This is a genomic window from Streptomyces sp. NPDC002055, assembly GCF_040296705.1.
In the GTDB taxonomy this organism is placed as follows: Bacteria; Actinomycetota; Actinomycetes; order Streptomycetales; family Streptomycetaceae; genus Streptomyces.
Genome location: NZ_JBEOXS010000003.1, coordinates 217,162 through 233,179 on the forward strand (window position 1 = coordinate 217,162; position 16,018 = coordinate 233,179).

Annotated in this window: 13 protein-coding genes and 1 pseudogene; 8 read left to right on the plus strand and 6 right to left on the minus strand. The window is 72.3% G+C overall.

Going from position 1 to position 16,018, the window contains the following annotated elements:
- The first annotated feature begins 9 nt into the window (after positions 1-9).
- Genes ABT112_RS02930 through ABT112_RS02945 form a run of 4 tightly spaced genes read left to right on the plus strand, consistent with a single transcriptional unit; the run spans position 10 to position 4,003 of the window.
- Positions 10-933, plus strand: coding sequence for an ABC transporter permease (locus ABT112_RS02930; RefSeq protein ID WP_351504833.1), 924 nt, complete (start codon positions 10-12; stop codon positions 931-933).
- Positions 926-1,909 carry an ABC transporter permease gene (locus tag ABT112_RS02935; protein ID WP_351504835.1) on the plus strand — a complete coding sequence of 328 codons (984 nt, stop codon included), beginning with the start codon at positions 926-928 and terminating at the stop codon, positions 1,907-1,909. Before ABT112_RS02930 ends, ABT112_RS02935 begins: the two co-directional genes overlap by 8 nt.
- Before the next feature lie 11 nt (positions 1,910-1,920).
- On the plus strand, positions 1,921-2,973 hold the full coding sequence (locus tag ABT112_RS02940) for an ABC transporter ATP-binding protein (RefSeq protein ID WP_351504837.1): 1,053 nt from the start codon (positions 1,921-1,923) through the stop codon (positions 2,971-2,973).
- Entirely contained in the window at positions 2,966-4,003 is a 1,038-nt protein-coding gene (locus tag ABT112_RS02945) for an ABC transporter ATP-binding protein (protein WP_351504839.1), read from the plus strand. The genes ABT112_RS02940 and ABT112_RS02945 overlap by 8 nt, the downstream gene beginning before the upstream one ends.
- 68 nt (positions 4,004-4,071) lie before the next feature.
- On the opposite strand, the gene ABT112_RS02950 is transcribed toward ABT112_RS02945, so the two are convergent.
- The 6 genes from ABT112_RS02950 to ABT112_RS02975 all read right to left on the minus strand — a co-directional run bounded on the left by ABT112_RS02950 (position 4,072) and on the right by ABT112_RS02975 (position 13,104).
- Positions 4,072-5,187: an ABC transporter ATP-binding protein gene (locus ABT112_RS02950; protein WP_351504841.1), complete on the minus strand. Its 1,116-nt coding sequence runs from the start codon at positions 5,185-5,187 to the stop codon at positions 4,072-4,074.
- Positions 5,188-5,260: 73 nt separating this feature from the next.
- A complete protein-coding gene (locus tag ABT112_RS02955) occupies positions 5,261-6,367 on the minus strand; it encodes an ABC transporter ATP-binding protein (RefSeq protein ID WP_351504843.1) in 1,107 nt (368 codons plus the stop codon).
- Between the two features lie 13 nt (positions 6,368-6,380).
- On the minus strand, positions 6,381-7,358 hold the full coding sequence (locus ABT112_RS02960; RefSeq protein ID WP_351504845.1) for an ABC transporter permease: 978 nt from the start codon (positions 7,356-7,358) through the stop codon (positions 6,381-6,383).
- Positions 7,359-7,562: 204 nt separating this feature from the next.
- A complete protein-coding gene (locus ABT112_RS02965; protein WP_351504847.1) occupies positions 7,563-9,362 on the minus strand; it encodes an ABC transporter substrate-binding protein in 1,800 nt (599 codons plus the stop codon).
- A 124-nt stretch (positions 9,363-9,486) separates the two neighbouring features.
- Positions 9,487-10,512, minus strand: a complete 1,026-nt coding sequence (locus ABT112_RS02970; protein WP_351504850.1) for an ABC transporter permease — start codon at positions 10,510-10,512, stop codon at positions 9,487-9,489.
- 462 nt (positions 10,513-10,974) lie between these two features.
- Positions 10,975-13,104: a S9 family peptidase gene (locus ABT112_RS02975; RefSeq protein WP_351504852.1), complete on the minus strand. Its 2,130-nt coding sequence runs from the start codon at positions 13,102-13,104 to the stop codon at positions 10,975-10,977.
- Positions 13,105-13,425: 321 nt separating this feature from the next.
- Between ABT112_RS02975 and ABT112_RS02980 the strand changes: the two genes are divergently transcribed.
- The 4 genes and pseudogenes from ABT112_RS02980 to ABT112_RS02995 all read left to right on the plus strand — a co-directional run.
- Complete coding sequence (locus ABT112_RS02980) at positions 13,426-13,620, plus strand: hypothetical protein (RefSeq protein ID WP_351504854.1); 195 nt, start codon at positions 13,426-13,428, stop codon at positions 13,618-13,620.
- A gap of 129 nt (positions 13,621-13,749) precedes the next feature.
- On the plus strand, positions 13,750-14,703 hold the full coding sequence (gene mshB, locus ABT112_RS02985; RefSeq protein WP_351504856.1) for an N-acetyl-1-D-myo-inositol-2-amino-2-deoxy-alpha-D-glucopyranoside deacetylase: 954 nt from the start codon (positions 13,750-13,752) through the stop codon (positions 14,701-14,703).
- Complete coding sequence (locus ABT112_RS02990; protein WP_351504881.1) at positions 14,703-15,071, plus strand: DUF6113 family protein; 369 nt, start codon at positions 14,703-14,705, stop codon at positions 15,069-15,071. Before mshB ends, ABT112_RS02990 begins: the two co-directional genes overlap by 1 nt.
- Before the next feature lie 154 nt (positions 15,072-15,225).
- Positions 15,226-16,018: pseudogene (locus ABT112_RS02995) on the plus strand (hypothetical protein); the annotation flags it as partial.

Consider the following 16,018-nt stretch of genomic DNA (forward strand, 5'->3'; position numbering starts at 1 on the left):
GGAGCTGCCATGGGCCGCTATGTGATCCGACGGCTGCTCCAGATGATCCCGGTGTTCATCGGCAGCACGTTCCTGATCTTCATCATGGTGTACGCCCTCGGGGACCCGGTCGCGGCCCTCTTCGGCGACAAGGCCCCGGACGCCGCCACCGCCGCGCAGATCCGCAAGGACCTGTACCTCGATCAGCCGCTGTGGAAGCAGTACCTCCACTACATGGGGCAGATCTTCCAGGGCGACTTCGGAACGGCGTTCAACGGACAGCCCGTCACCGAGCTGATGGCCACCGCCCTCCCCGTGACGCTCCGGCTGACCCTGGTCGCGGTGGTCATCGAAATGCTCGTCGGCATCACCCTCGGGGTGCTGAGCGGACTGCGCCGCGGCCGGAGCGTCGACACCACGGTGCTCTTCCTGACCCTGATCGTCATCTCGGTGCCCACCTTCGTCACCGGCTATGTGCTGCAGTTCCTGCTCGGCGTCAAATGGGAGATCGTCAGCCCGTCGGTGTCGCCCGAGGCGCCGTTCGACGAGCTGATCCTGCCCGGCACCGTGCTCGCCCTGGTCTCGCTGGCCTACGTCACCCGGCTCAGCCGCACCTCGATCGCGGAGAACGTCCGCGCCGACTACGTCCGCACCGCGATCGCCAAGGGACTCCCGCGCCGCCGGGTCATCACCCGGCACCTGCTGCGCAACTCGCTGATCCCGGTGGTCACCTTCATCGGCACGGACATCGGCTTCCTGATGGGCGGGGCGATCGTCACCGAGCGGATCTTCAACATCCACGGGGTCGGCTTCCAGCTCTACCAGGGGATCCTGCGGAACAACTCGCCCACGGTGGTCGGCTTCGTGACCGTACTGGTCATCGTCTTCCTGCTGGCCAACCTGGTCGTCGACGTCCTCTACGGCGTGCTCGACCCGAGGATCCGCTATGCCTGAGCAGCCGTACGACCCGGAGGAAGCCGTCGCCCCGACCGGCGTCGGCGGCACGATGGACCTCGCCGTCAGCGAGGCGGAGACCCTGGAGGGGGGCCCCGAGGGCGGTCCGGCACCCGCCGGGCCCGCTGGCAGGCCGCGCAGCCTCTGGTCCGACGCCTGGCACGAGCTGCGCCGCAACCCGGTCTTCCTCGTCTCCGGGCTGATGATCGTGTTCCTGGTGCTGATCTCCGTCTGGCCGCAGCTCATCGCCGACGGCAACCCGCTCCAGTGCGACCTCGCCAAGTCCCAGCAGGGCTCGGCGCCCGGCCACCCCTTCGGCTACGACACCCAGGGCTGCGACGTCTACACCCGCACCGTCCACGGAGCCCGCGCCTCCGTCACCGTCGGCGTCTGCGCCACCCTCGGCGCGGCCCTCCTCGGCAGCCTCCTCGGCGGCCTCGGCGGCTACTACGGACGGTGGGGGGACGCCCTGCTCTCCCGCACCGCCGACATCTTCTTCGGCATCCCCGTCGTCCTCGGCGGACTGGTCTTCCTGTCCGTTGTCACCAGCAGCACCGTGTGGCCGGTCGTCGGGTTCATCGTGCTGCTCGGCTGGCCGCAGATCTCCCGGATCGCCCGCGGCGCGGTGCTGACCGCCATCCAGAACGACTACGTCCAGGCGGCCCGGGCCCTCGGCGCGGGCAACGGCCGGATCCTGCTGCGGCACGTCGGGCCGAACGCGGTGGCCCCGGTCATCGTGGTCGCCACCATCGCGCTCGGCACCTACATCTCGCTGGAGGCCACGCTGTCCTTCCTCGGCGTGGGACTGCGCCCGCCCACCGTCTCCTGGGGCATCGACATCTCCAACGCCGCCCCGCAGATCCGCAACGCACCGCACATGCTGCTCTGGCCGGCCGGCGCGCTGAGCATCACCGTCCTCGCGTTCATCATGCTCGGCGACGCGGTGCGCGACGCCCTCGACCCCAAGCTGCGCTGAGGAGGAGGCCCATGACCCCGCTGCTGGAGGTGCGCGACCTGCGTGTCGAGTTCCGGACCAGGGACGGCGTCGCCCGTGCCGTGAACGGGGTGTCCTGGGAGGTCGACGCCGGGGAGACGCTGGCCGTGCTGGGCGAGTCCGGCTCGGGGAAGTCCGTCACGGCCCAGGCCGTCATGGGCATCCTGGACAGCCCGCCCGGCTTCGTCACCGGCGGCCAGGTGCTCTTCCAGGGGCGGGACCTGCTCACCATGGACCGGGAGGAGCGCCGGAGGATCCGCGGCGCCAGGATGGCGATGATCTTCCAGGACGCGCTCTCCTCGCTGAATCCGGTGCTGTCGGTGGGCTATCAGCTCGGTGAGATGTTCCGGGTGCATCAGGGTCTCTCCCGCAAGGAGGCCAGGGCCAGGGCCGTGGAGCTGATGGACCGGGTGCGGATTCCGGCGGCGAAGCAGCGGGTGGGGGACTATCCGCATCAGTTCTCGGGCGGTATGCGGCAGCGGATCATGATCGCGATGGCGCTGGCGCTGGAGCCGGATCTGATCATCGCGGACGAGCCGACGACGGCGCTGGACGTGACGGTCCAGGCGCAGGTGATGGACCTGCTGGCCGAGCTCCAGCGGGAGTTCACCATGGGCCTGATCCTGATCACGCACGATCTGGGTGTGGTGGCGGATGTCGCGGACAAGATCGCGGTGATGTACGCGGGGCGGATCGTGGAGACGGCTCCGGTGCACGAGCTGTACAAGCGTCCGGCGCACCCCTACACCCGCGGCCTGCTGAACTCGATCCCGCGGCTGGACCAGAAGGGCCAGGATCTCTCCGCGATCAAGGGCCTGCCGCCCAGTCTCACCGCCGTTCCGCCCGGCTGCGCCTTCCATCCGCGCTGTCCGCGAGCCCGGGACCTCTGCCGGACCGAGCGGCCCCCGCTGCTGCCGGTCACCGAGCCGGTGGTGCCGATGCCGCAGGCCCGGGCGGGGACCCCGCTGTCGGAGGCCCTGGGCGAGGCCGAGGTCCCCGGCCGCACCAGCGCCTGTCACTTCTGGAAGGACGAGCTGCATGCCTGAGCCGATCCTCGAAGTGCGCGACCTCGCCAAGCTCTACCCCCTCACCCGGGGCATCGTCGTCAGGAAGCAGGTCGGCGCGATCCGCGCGGTCGACACCGTCTCCTTCGACCTGATGCGCGGTGAGACCCTCGGCGTCGTGGGGGAGTCGGGCTGCGGCAAGTCGACCCTCGCGAAGCTGCTGGTCAACCTGGAACGGCCGACGTCCGGCCGGATCCGCTTCAAGGGCCAGGACATCACCGAGCTGTCGGGGCGGGCGCTGAAGGCGGTGCGGCGGAACATCCAGATGGTGTTCCAGGACCCGTACACCTCGCTCAACCCGCGGATGACCGTCGGCGACATCATCGGCGAGCCGTACGACATCCACCCGGAGGTGGCCCCGAAGGGAGACCGGCGCCGCCGGGTGCAGGAGTTGCTGGACGTCGTCGGGCTGAACCCGGAGTACATCAACCGGTATCCGCACCAGTTCTCCGGCGGTCAGCGCCAGCGCATCGGCATCGCCCGGGGCCTGGCGCTCAACCCGGAGATCATCATCTGCGACGAACCGGTCTCGGCGCTCGACGTCTCCGTCCAGGCGCAGGTCATCAACCTGATGGACCGGCTCCAGGACGAGTTCCGGCTGTCGTACGTGTTCATCGCACACGACCTCTCCGTGGTCCGGCACATCTCCGACCGGGTGGCAGTGATGTACCTGGGGCGGTTCGCGGAGACCGGCACCGAGGAGCAGATCTACGCGTACCCGACCCACCCGTACACCCAGGCGCTGCTCTCCGCCGTGCCCGTCCCCGACCCGGAGCTGCGGGAGCTGCGGGAGCGCATCCTGCTGTCCGGTGATGTGCCCTCCCCGGCCGACCCGCCGTCCGGCTGCCGCTTCCGCACCCGCTGCTGGAAGGCGCAGGAGATCTGCGCGCTGGAGACACCACCGCTGGCGGTGCCGGAGCGGGCGGCGGCCGCCGGCGGCCCGGCCGCCCACCCGTCGGCCTGCCACTTCGCGGAGGAGAAACCGGCGGTGGTGCCGACGGGGGGCGGGTAGGGGCCGGGCCCCGGCAGCCGGCCGGGACTCCCGGGTCCTCCGGCCCCGCTCCACCCTGGTGGCCTGCTTCAGCCCCGTTCCAGCCCCTCCTCGATCGCGGCCAGTGCGGGGTCGAGGACGACATCGGCGCCGCGGGCCGCCGTCGTCGGCTCCTCCGGGAAGTGGCACGCCGTCAGGTGTCCGGGGGCGTTCCCCTCGATCCGTACCAGCGGCGGCTGTTCGGCCGCGCACCGCTCCCGGGCCTTCCAGCAGCGGGTGCGGAAGCGACAGCCGGACGGCGGGCTGATCGGGGAGGGGACGTCGCCCGCCAGTCGGATGCGCTCCCGGCGGGTGCGCTCCTCCTCGTCGCCGATCACCGCCTCCGGCACCGCCGACAGCAGGGCGTGGGTGTACGGGTGGCGGGGCCGGGTGTAGAGGGAGTCGCGGTCCCCGGTCTCCACCACCGTCCCCAGGTACATCACGGCCACCCGCTGCGAGACGTGCCGGACCACCGCCAGGTCGTGCGCGATGAAGACGAACGCGATGCCCAGGTCCCGCTGGAGCCGCTGGAGCAGATTGACCACCTGCGCCTGGATGGAGACGTCCAGCGCGGACACCGGCTCGTCGGCCACGATCAGCCGGGGCTCCAGGGCCAGCGCCCGGGCGACGCCGATCCGCTGCCGCTGGCCGCCGGAGAACTCGTGCGGGAAGCGGTTGTAGTGCTCCGGGTTGAGGCCAACCGTCTCCAGGAGCTCGCGCACCCGCCGCTCCCGGCCGCCCGGCGGACGGATGCCGTTGATCTCCATGGGGCCGCGGATGATGGTGCCGACGGTCTGCCGCGGGTTCAGCGACGCGTACGGGTCCTGGAAGATCATCTGGATCTCGGAGCGCACCGGTGCCAGTCCGGCACGGCCGGCGTGGCTGATGTCCCGGCCCCGGTAGACGATCCGGCCCGCGGTCGGCTCCAGCAGCCGGGTCAGCAGCCGCCCGGTGGTGGACTTCCCGCAGCCGGACTCGCCGACCAGGCCGAAGCTCTCGCCGGCGTGGACGGTGAGATCGATGCCGTCCACGGCCTGGACCGCGCCGACCCTGCGGCGGAACGGGAAGCCGCCCTTGATCGGGAAGTGCTTGACCAGCTTCTCCGCGACGAGCAGCGGCTCACCGGGCGCGGGCGCGGGCGTGGGTGCGGCCTGCGCGCCCCGCACCTCGTCACCGCGGGTCCCCGCACTCCGCCCGTCCCCTCTCCCGCCCCCCGCACGCGGACCGGGAAGGCTCGCTTCACTGCTCATGACGGCTCGCCCCCAGCCCGGGCCGGATCCGCCCGGTGAAGATGGATTGTCGCCGGCCGGCCCCGAGGTGGCAGGCGGCTCCGCGCCCGTCCGGCATCGCCGGCCGGTCCTCGGCGCACCGCGGACCGTCCCCGCCCGGCGCCCCCCGCGCCGCGTCCACCTCGGAGACGAACCCGCAGCGCGGGTGGAACGGGCACCCCGCCGGGGGCGCCAGCAGGCTCGGCGGGGCGCCCGGTATCGGCGTCAGCGCCTCCTCCACCGGGGACTCCAGCCGGGGCATGGAGCTCAGCAGCCCCCAGGTGTACGGGTGCTGGGGCGAGCGCAGCACCTCCCGGACGGTGCCGCGCTCCACCGCCCGGCCCGCGTACATCACCAGCAGGTCGTCGGCGGTGTGGGCGACCACGCCCAGATCGTGGGTGATCAGCACGATCGCCGAGCCGAACTCCTGCTGCAGATCCCGCAGCAGGTCCAGGATCTGGGCCTGCACGGTGACGTCCAGCGCGGTCGTCGGCTCGTCCGCGATCAGCAGTTCGGGGTTGCAGACCAGCGCCATCGCGATCATCGCGCGCTGCCGCATGCCCCCGGAGAACTGGTGCGGATAGTCGTGCACCCGGAGCCGGGCATGCGGAATGCCCACCTTCTCCAGCATCTCGGCCGCGCGCAGCAGAGCCTCCCGCCGGGAGGCGCCGGTGTGCTTGCGGTACGGCTCGGCGATCTGCCGACCGACGGTGTAGTACGGCGACAGCGCGGTCAGCGAGTCCTGGAAGATCATGGCGACCTTGTTGCCGCGCAGCCGCTCCAGGGTCCGCTCGGGCGCGCCGGTCATCTCCTGGCCGTCCAGCAGGATCTCACCGCGGATCTCGGTGTGCCGGGGGTCGTGCAGCCCCATCACGGCGAGGTTGGTGACGGACTTCCCCGAGCCGGACTCGCCGACGATGCCGAGGGTGCGGCCCCGTTCCAGGCCGAAGGAGAGCCCGTCGACGGCCTTGACGGTGCCGTCCTCGGTGCCGAAGTGCACATACAGGTCGCGGACGGAGAGGAACGGGCCGGCCGCCGGGGCCGGCGGGGTGGTCTCGGGCGTGGTCGGAAGTGTCACGGTCCTCCCCGGTCTAGGCGAGCCGCACACGCGGGTCGATGTACGCGTAGAGGGCGTCCACGATGATGTTGGCCACCACGATGGCGGTGCAGCTGAACAGCATCACGCCCATGAGCATGGGCAGGTCCTTCTCGGTCACCGAGTTCACCGCGAGCCGGCCGAGGCCGTGCAGCCCGAAGGTGAACTCCGTGATCATCGCGCCGCCGAACAGCGACCCCAGGTCGATGCCGACGATGGTCACGATGGGGGCGAGCGCCCCGCGCCAGGCGTAGCGGAAGAAGACCGTCCGGCGGGACATCCCCTTGGCCCGCGCGGTGCGCACATGCTCCTCGTCCAGTTGCTCGATCATCTGCGAACGGGTCATCCGGCTGTAGTTGGCGACGAAGATGATGGACAGGATCAGCCAGGGCAGCAGCAGCCCGGTGAACCACCGGGCCGGGTCCTCGGTGAGCGGGGTGTACTCGGGGTTGTCGAGCACTCCCCAGGTGTCGACCAGCAGCCACAGCGCGATCACGCCGACGAAGTAGATCTGCAGCGAATTGCCGATCAGCGAGAGCGAGCTGAAGAGCTTGTCGGTGACCGTGCCGCGCCGGGCGGCCGCGACCATGCCGATCCCCACCCCCACGACGAGGAAGACGACGGTCCCGCCGACGGTCAGCGACAGGGTGGTGGGGTAGCGGTCGAGGATGGTCTCCCAGACCGGCTGGGAGTCGTTGAACGAGTAGCCCAGACAGGGCGCGTCGCACCGGCCGACCGCGAAGTCGCGGCCCGCGACGATCCCCGCGAGGTAGTGCCAGAACTGCAGCGGCACCGGCTCGTCGAGACCGAGGTTCCGCTCGATCAGGGCGACCGCCTCGGGGCTGCAGTTCTTGCCGCAGGCCAGCAGGGCCGGCTCTGAGGGCAGGGCGAAGAAGAGGAAGAACGTGATCGCGCTGATCAGAAAGATGATCACCAGGGCGCCGAGGGAACGGCGGAGGAGGAATCGCAGCATGGCATCGCGGACTTCCGGTAGCGCCGCGGCCCCGGCGGAGGCCGGCCGGCGGACGGGGGACGGGGGCCCGGCCGGTCCCGCCGCCGGGTGACGGCGGGACGGCCGCGGAGCGCCCGCGCGCCGGGACCTGCCGGGCGGACCGGGCAGATCCCCGCGGGACCGGGCGGGCAGGCCTGCTGCACCAGCAGGACCCGGCGGGCACGCCTACTTCACGAAGACGCCGGTCGGATCGGCGGTCCCGTACACGGAGTGGTACTTCACCCCGCCGAGGCCCGAACCCCACAGCGACCACTGCCGGTTGTAGAAGATCGGCACCGCCGGGACCTCGTCCTTCAGGATCCGCTCGGCGAGCCTCACCCACTGCCCGGACGCCGCCTCCACATCGGCCATCCCGTTGATCCGGTCGATCTCGGCGTCCACCGACGCACTCTTGAGGTGCCAGTAGTTCTGCGACCCGTCGGCCACGGAGTCCCCGTGGAACAGCGGCGGGACGACGGTCGAGCCGACCGGCCAGTCCGCGCCCCACGAGGCCCGGTAGATGTCGAACCTGTTGTCGACCTTGGAGATCTCGGTGGAGTAGTTGTTGGAGTCGATCTCCTTCTTCTCCACCCGGAACCCGGCCTTCTGCAGCGCCTGCGCGACCACCACCGCGACCTTCTGGTACTCGGTGGTGTTGGGGTAGGCGTAGACGATCTCCTGCCCCTCCTTGCCCGCCTCCTTCAGCAGGGCCTTGGCCTTGACGGGGTCACCGGCCGGACGGGTCTTCTTGCCGTACGGGTCGGTGTCCTTCCAGCCCGCCAGCGACGGGGAGAGCAGGTTCCCGGCGACCTGCCCGGCCCGCGGCCCGCCGAACTGGCCGAGGATCTGGCCGTTGGGCAGCGCGTAGGCCAAAGCCTGCCGGACCTTCTTGTTCTTCTGCCGCGTCATGTTGATCGCCATGTAGTCGACGTACGGCTGCACCTCGTTGAAGGAGCGGGCGGCGGTGCCGCGGTCCTTGAGGACGGCGGGGCCGTTCTCGATCGTCACGGCGTTGGTGAAGGACATCGCGGTCCGGTCGCTGCCCCGGTCGGCCAGCAGCCGGCGGCCGGAGTCGGGCTCCTGGATGCCGAAGCGGATGTCGAACCGGTCCGGGTACTGGTGCCGCACCGCGTCGGTCCGCGGATCCCAGTGCTCGTTGCGCACCAGCGTCAGCGACTTCCCCGCCTTGAGGGTGCCGACCTTGTACGGCCCGGAGGAGACCGGGTGGTTGGTGTACTTCTCCCCGGTGTCCTTGCCGCCCCGGTGCGGCACGGCGCCGACGTTCGGCATGGCGACCGCGTACGGCGTGTCCGCGTGCGGCTTCTGGAAGTGGAAGACGACGGTCTTCTCGTCCGGGGTGTCCAGCACGCTGCCGGGCAGGTGCTTTCCCTTGTACGGGCCGTCCGGCAGCGCCTTCCGGAAGGACTGGCCGCCGCCCGACAGCCACTGTGGGATATAGAGCGGCCCGTCCGTGGCCCACTTCGCGTAGAGCCGCTCGACGCTCTGCCGCACATCGGCGGAGGTGATCGGCGTGCCGTCCTCGAACTTCAGCCCGTCCTTGAGCCGGTACGTCCAGGTGCGGCCGCCGTCGGAGGCCTTGCCGGTGTCCGTGGCGAGGTCGCCGACCAGCGTGACCTTGCCGTCCGCGGCCACCTTGTACGTGGTCAGCGACCGGTTGAAGAGCATCTGCACGGTGAGCTGGTCGCCGTAGTAGATCTGCGCCGGGTCCAGGTAGGTGAAGGCGTCGCGCTGGAGGACGTGGACGGTGCCGCCCTTCTTCGCACCCGGCACCTCGGCGGCCGGACCGGTGGAGTCGGCCCGGGTGCCGACCGCGTAGTTCTCGGCCCGGTTCTTGTCCTTGCCCTGCGGCGCGCCCCGGTCCTCGTCCTTCCGGCCGTCTCCGCCGCTGCATCCGGAGAGGACGAGCACCCCGGCCGCCAGAGCCGCGGTGACCCACCGCGCCCTGCTCGTCGCTGGCATTCTCATGGAGTCCTGCACCTGCCTGTCCGTGGTCGCCTGGTGCTGCCTGGCTGGGAAGTGCCGGGGGGTTGAGCCCGCCCCGTGGTGCGTCCGTCGGTGCGTCAGTGCCGTTCGGGCCCCGCCGCCGGGGTCAGCGCTTCGTCCTGGGGTCGAACGCGTCCCTGACCGAGTCCCCGAGCAGGTTGAAGGCGACGACGAAGATCACCATCGCGATGCCGGGGAAGAACATGTAGGTGATGTCGTTCTGGTAGTGCCGGGCCCCCGCGGCGAACATCCGGCCCCAGTCGGGGGTGGGTTCGACGACGCCCACGCCGAGGAAGGACAGCCCGGCCTCGACGGTGACGAAGGCGGGCAGCATCAGCGTCGTCTGGACCAGGATCGGGGTCCAGAGATTCGGCAGCAGCTCCTTGCGGATGATCCGCCACGGCGAGGCCCCGGTGACCTTGGCCGCCTCCACGAACTCCCGCTCCCGCAGGCTCAGCACCTGGCCGCGGAGCAGCCGCGCCAGCCCCATCCAGCCCAGGGCCCACTGCACGATGATCAGGGTCATGACACGCAGATAGGTGGGTGTCTCCTTCTCCGGGCTGACGAACAGGGCGTACACCACGGGGGTGAAGGCCACGAACGACAGCTGGGCGGGAAAGGCCAGCAGCAGATCGATGAACCGGCCGAGGAAGTAGTCGGTCCTGCCCCCCAGATACCCGGCGGTGACGCCGATGACGATGCCGGTCAGCGTGCACAGCACGGTCACCGCGGTGGCGATCAGCAGCGAGGTGCGGATGCCGTACAGCAGCTGGGTGAACACGTCCCGGCCGAGCTGGGGTTCCAGGCCGAACCAGAACTCCCCGTCGATGCCGCCGCCCGGCTTCACCGGGTAGAAGAACTCGTCGAGCAGGCCCGGCCGGTCGAGCCCGTACGTCGTGTAGGGGCCCTTGCCGTAGAGCCAGGAGATGACCGGGGCCAGCAGCGCGACGACGAAGAAGAACAGCACGACGAAGGCGGAGACGACGCCCGTCCGGTCCCGGGTGAAGCGGCGCCACATCAGCTGCCCCGGGGAGCGGCCCGCCACCTCCGCGGCAGCGGCCCCGGCCGGTTCCGGCGCCGCGGGGAGGGGCGCACCGACTCCTGTCGCACCGGCCGGGTATGGACTCGTCATCGTGTAACGCCCCCGCACTGTAGGTCCGTTGCACTGGGTCGCGGCGTCGCCGAACGCCGTGAGATGAGCGGACTGTCGCAACGGGGGTCACTGCCAGTCAAGGGGCAGGCACAGGAAGCCGGGCCGGGCGGGCGCTTCTTGAGCGAAGGTTGAGCAGATCGACGTGGCTGCGTGCTTGACAGTGCCCGTGCCGCACCGCCCCGCCCCGCTCCGCACCGCCGAACGGCGGCAAGAGCCGGCCAACGCCGTTAACACACAAGCAACTTGGCGGAATCAGCGCCGATATGTGAACGCGTCATCCTGGAGGGCGTACGGCCGTGCGGGTGCCGTGGACCGGCCGGGGGCGGCACGCCGCCCCCGGCCGGTCGTGCTCCGGGCCGGGTCCTTGCGCCCGGGGCCGGATCGATCCTCCGGCCCGCCCGGCGTTCCCGGGCCGGCCGCGGCGCCGTCCGGGCGGACCGCTCAGGCCAGGCCGAGCGAGCGCTTGAGGAAGTCCACCTGGAGCAGCAGCAGATTCTCCGCCACCTGCTCCTGCGGCGTCATATGGGTCACCCCGGAGAGCGGCAGCACCTCGTGCGGGCGGCCCGCGGCGAGCAGCGCCGAGGAGAGCCGCAGGGTGTGCGCCGCCACCACGTTGTCGTCGGCCAGACCGTGAATGACCATCAGCGGCCGGGCCGGGTCCGCGGCGCCCGACAGCCCCTCGTCAGTGACGAGCGAGTTGGCCGCGTAGACCTCCGGCTGCTCCTCCGGCAGGCCGAGGTACCGCTCGGTGTAGTGGGTGTCGTACAGCCGCCAGTCGGTGACCGGGGCGCCCGCCACCCCCGCGTGGAACACGTCCGGGCGGCGCAGCACCGCGAGCGCCGCGAGATAACCGCCGTAGGACCAGCCGCGGATGGCGACCCGGGTGAGGTCCAGGGGGTGGTTTCCGGCCAGCGCCTGCAGGGCCTCGACCTGGTCGTCCAGGGTCGCGCCCGCGAAGTCGTGGGCCACGGCCTTCTCCCACCCCGGGGAGCGGCCGGGGGTGCCGCGGCCGTCGGCGACGATCACGGCGAAGCCCTGGTCGGCGAACCACTGGGAGGTCAGATACGCGTTGTGGGCGGCGACCACGCGCTGGCCGTGCGGTCCGCCGTAGGGGTCCATGAGGACCGGCAGCGGCCCGTCCCCCTCCCGGTGGCCGGACGGCAGCAGGACGGCGCACGGGATCCTGCGCGCGCCCCCCTCGCACAGCCGGGCCCGCGCGGTCAGGACGGGCCGGTCCGCGACGGAGGCGACGACCCCGGCGGGCTTGCCGTCCCGGTGGATCCGCACCGTCGCCCCCGGATCGGTCAGCGAGGTGGAGGAGAGCACCACGACCCCGCCGGAGCGGACCGCGGAGTGCACCCCGCGGCCCTCGGAGAGCCGCTCCATCCCGCGGCCGTTCACCCGGTGGACGTGGATCTCCCCGGTCGCCGGCTCCGGCGCCTCGGGCCCGGCGGACGCCGAGATCAGCACATCGTCGTCGGTGACGTCCAGCACCGCCCGGACGTGCAGCTCGGGGCCGGTCAGCGGGCGGTCGCCCACCATCAGCACCCGCTTCCCGGCCTCGTCCGCGATCCGCACCAGCCGGCCGTCCGGCGTCCAGGCGGGCACCCCGGGGAACAGTTCCAGCCAGACCGGGTCCTCGTCCGCGTGCACCATCCGGGTGGCACCGCTCGCGGTGTCCACCGCCAGGCAGAGCTGGCTGCGCTGGTCCCGGGCCTGGACGAGCAGCAGCGGCGGCCCCGCCGCGGACCAGTGCACCCGCGCCAGGTACGGATACCGCTCGCGGTCCCACTCGACCTCGGTGCGGGCCCCGTCCAGGCCGGTGAGGAAGAGCCGGACCTCGGCGTTGGCCGTCCCGGCGGCCGGGTAGCCGACCTCGGCGGGCTCCCGGTCCGGATGGGCCGGGTCGGCGATCCACCAGCGCCGCACCGGGGAGGTGTCGACGCGGGCGACGAGCAGCCGGTCGCTCTCCGGCGACCACCAGAAGCCGCGGGAGCGCTGCATCTCCTCGGCGGCGATGAACTCGGCGAGCCCGTGGCCGACGCCCTCCGGGTCCCCGGGTTCCGGCGCGGCGACGGCCCGGTCCCCGTCGCCGTCGGCGCCGACGACGCGCAGGGCGCCGCCCATGGCGTACGCGATGTGCCGCCCGTCGGGGGAGGGGCGCGGGTCCACGACACCGCTGGGGACCCGGAGTTCCCGCGCCGTGCCGGCCCGGAGTTCGGCGGCGAACAGGCGGCCGGAGAGCGCGAACGCGGCGAGTTCGACGGCGTCGTCCACCGCGTAGCCGACGATGCCCGCCGAGCCCTCGCGGCTCCGCTCGCGCCGGGCCCGCTCCTCCGCCGACAGCTCCTCCGCCGCGCCGCCGAGCAGCGCGGCGGGGTCGGCGGCGATGCGCTCCTGTCCGGTGTCCAGGTCGTGCACCCAGAGCAGATGCGCCCGGTCGGTGCCGCTCCGGGTGCGCAGGAAGGCCAGCCGCGCGCCGTCCGGCGACACGGTGAAGGCGCGCGGCGCGCCGAGGGTGAACCGCTGGGTTCGGGCGTGCTGGCGCGGGAAGGTGAGCTGTCCGGTCATGCGGCGACCCTAATCGGGAAACGGCGGGTCCGGAGAGCGACCGGGGGAACGGACCGGTCCGTTCCCTCACCCCCGACGGGTGGTGAGGGCCGGGGGCGGCGCGCCGCTCCCCGCCCGGTCCGGCAACGGCCGGAAATCCCCGTACCGGTACGGCCGTTGCCGGACGATGGGCGGCGCACCCTGCGCCCCCTCGTGCTCCTGTGCACCGACCCATGACGTCGCACAGAAAGTTATGATCAGTTGCGCATCGTGGGTATGAAGAGCGTGGCATCGGTATGTTGTCCGTCCGTTGGCCCGACCGCATTTTGGAGGTGAACCGCCGTGGCACTCTCGATTTCGGCGGTGGTGCTGCTGGCGATCATCGTCTTCCTGCTGGTCCGGAAATCCGGACTGAAGGCCGGACACGCGGTGGTCTGCATGCTGTTGGGGTTCTATCTGGCGAGCTCGTCGATCGCCCCGACGATCAGTGAGCTGACCACGAACGTGGCCGGCATGATCGGGGACATCAAGTTCTGACCGGCCGGGCCTCCGGCGTCCCTCCCGGGGCGCCCGCTCCCGTCGGCTCCCGCGGTACAACCTCCCGCTCCCCCGCGCGGGCGGGCTCCGGCTGCCGGGGCACCGGCCCGCGGCTCGTACGCTGTAGCCATGACCGACCAGCCCACCCGTGCCGCGTCGCCCGCCCCGCCGGGGAGCGCCGAGCGCACGGCCCCGTCCCGCCGTCTGCTGCTGGTGCACGCGCACCCGGACGACGAGACGATCAACAACGGCGCGACCATGGCCAAGTACGCCGCCGAGGGTGCCCGGGTCACCCTGGTGACCTGCACGCTCGGCGAGGAGGGCGAGGTCATCCCGCCGGAGCTGGCCCGTCTCGCCGCGGACCGCGAGGACACCCTCGGCGCGTACCGCGCGGGTGAACTGGCCGCCGCCATGAAGGAACTCGGCGTCGAGGACCACCGCTTCCTCGGCGGCGCGGGCCGCTACCGCGACTCCGGGATGATGGGGGTCGCCTCCAACGACCGCCCCGGATCCTTCTGGAGCGCCGACGTCGACACGGCGGCCGGCGAGCTCGTCGCGGTGGTGCGGGAGGTCAGGCCCCAGGTCCTGGTCACCTATGACGACAACGGCGGATACGGCCATCCCGACCACATCCAGGCGCACCGTGTCGCGATGCGCGCCGCCGGTCTCGCCGCGGATCCCGGCTACCGGCCGGAGCTCGGTGCCGCGCACACCGTGGCGAAGATCTACTGGAACTGTCTGCCGCGGTCGGTCGTCGAGACCGGCTTCGCGCGGCTGCGGGAGTCCGGGGCGGCCTTCCCCGGGATCGCCGAGCCGGCGGACCTGCCGGGCGTGGTCGACGACGCGGAGGTGACGGCCCGGATCGACGGCCGGGCCCACGCGGCGGCCAAGTCGGCCGCCCTGCGGGCCCACGCCACCCAGATCGCCGTCGACGGCCCCTTCTTCGCGCTCTCCAACGACCTCGGGCAGCCGCTGTTCGTGGAGGAGTTCTACCGGCTGGTACGCGGCACCCCGGGCGGGGAGCTCCCGGAGAGCGACCTGTTCGCCGGTGTGGCCGGCGCCGAGGGCCGGGAGGAGACATGATGACGGTCGGGCGGCTCGCGGCCTTTGCCGGACTTCTGCTGCTGGGGGCGCTGACCGGGGTCGCCGGCACGCTCGTCCAAGCGGCCTGGTTCCCGGGCGGGTTGCTGCTCGCCCTGCTGGCGGTCGCCGGCCTCTGCTACGGCGGGCTCAAGGCGACCGGGGCCCGCGCCGGGGCGGTGGTGCCCGCCGCCGGCTGGCTGCTGGCGGTCATCCTGCTGACGCCCGCCCGGCCGGAGGGGGACTTCCTCTTCGGCGCGGGCGTGGGATCCTACATCTTCCTGCTGGGCGGAACGATGGTCGCTGTGATGTGTGCCACCCTGCCGCATCCGCCCCCACCGGGCGTACGGCCCGCCCGACTTGACAAGTGACGTGACAGAACGCGCCAACCTGCGAGGCCGTGGCCGGGGCGGGTGATCCGGTGGTCCGGGGAGGGCTACCGGAACCGCCCCAGTATGGTGGTGCGCGCCGCCGAGCCGCCCGCGCGAGGTATGACGGGCGGCGGAGCTAACCGGGAGAACCGCCTTGAGTCGTGAATCTGACAGTTCGTCCTCCGGGTCCACCGGCCGCGGGGGAACCGCCTACCCCTCGGGAACCCCGCCGTACGGGGCGCGTACCTATCCGTCGCTGCACCCGACGCAGGACGACGGCGCGCACGACGGTTCCGAGACGGCCGAGTCCACTCCGCTCCCCAAGTCCGAGGAGGGGCCGAAGACCGAGACGACGCTGACCACCCGGATCAAGATCAACATTCCGGGCTCCCGGCCGATCCCGCCGGTCGTCATGCGCAAGCCGGTCGAGGAGGGCGACGCCGAGGCCGCCGCGGGCGCCGCCGAGGCGCCCGCCGAGCCGGTCACCAAGCCGGCCGCCGCCGCTCCCGCCCCGAAGGGCGAGCCCCGCGCCTCCTCCTCCGAGAGCACGGAGGAGACCCGGACGAGCGACTGGTTCGCGCCGCGCAAGCCGCAGCCGACGCCGCCGCCGTCCGCGCCCGCAACGCCGCCGTCCGCACCCGCGACGCCGCCGCCGGGCTCCGACGCGCCGTCCGGCCCCGCGAAGGGCGGGCAGCAGCGCTCCGACCTGCCGTACTTCTCCGAGGGCGGCGCCGGCGGCGCCCGCCCCGCCGCCGGCTCCCCCTTCGGCAGCGGCCCGGGGGCCGGCCCCGCCCAGAGGCCCGGCGCGGGCCCGGGGTCGACCCCGCCGTCCGGCACGCCCCGTCCCGGCTCCGGCGAGAAGAACCTGGTCCGGCTCACCGTGGACACGGACGGTGACCGGGGCGACGCCACCGGTACCGTCACCGCCACCGAGGGCCACCCGTTCT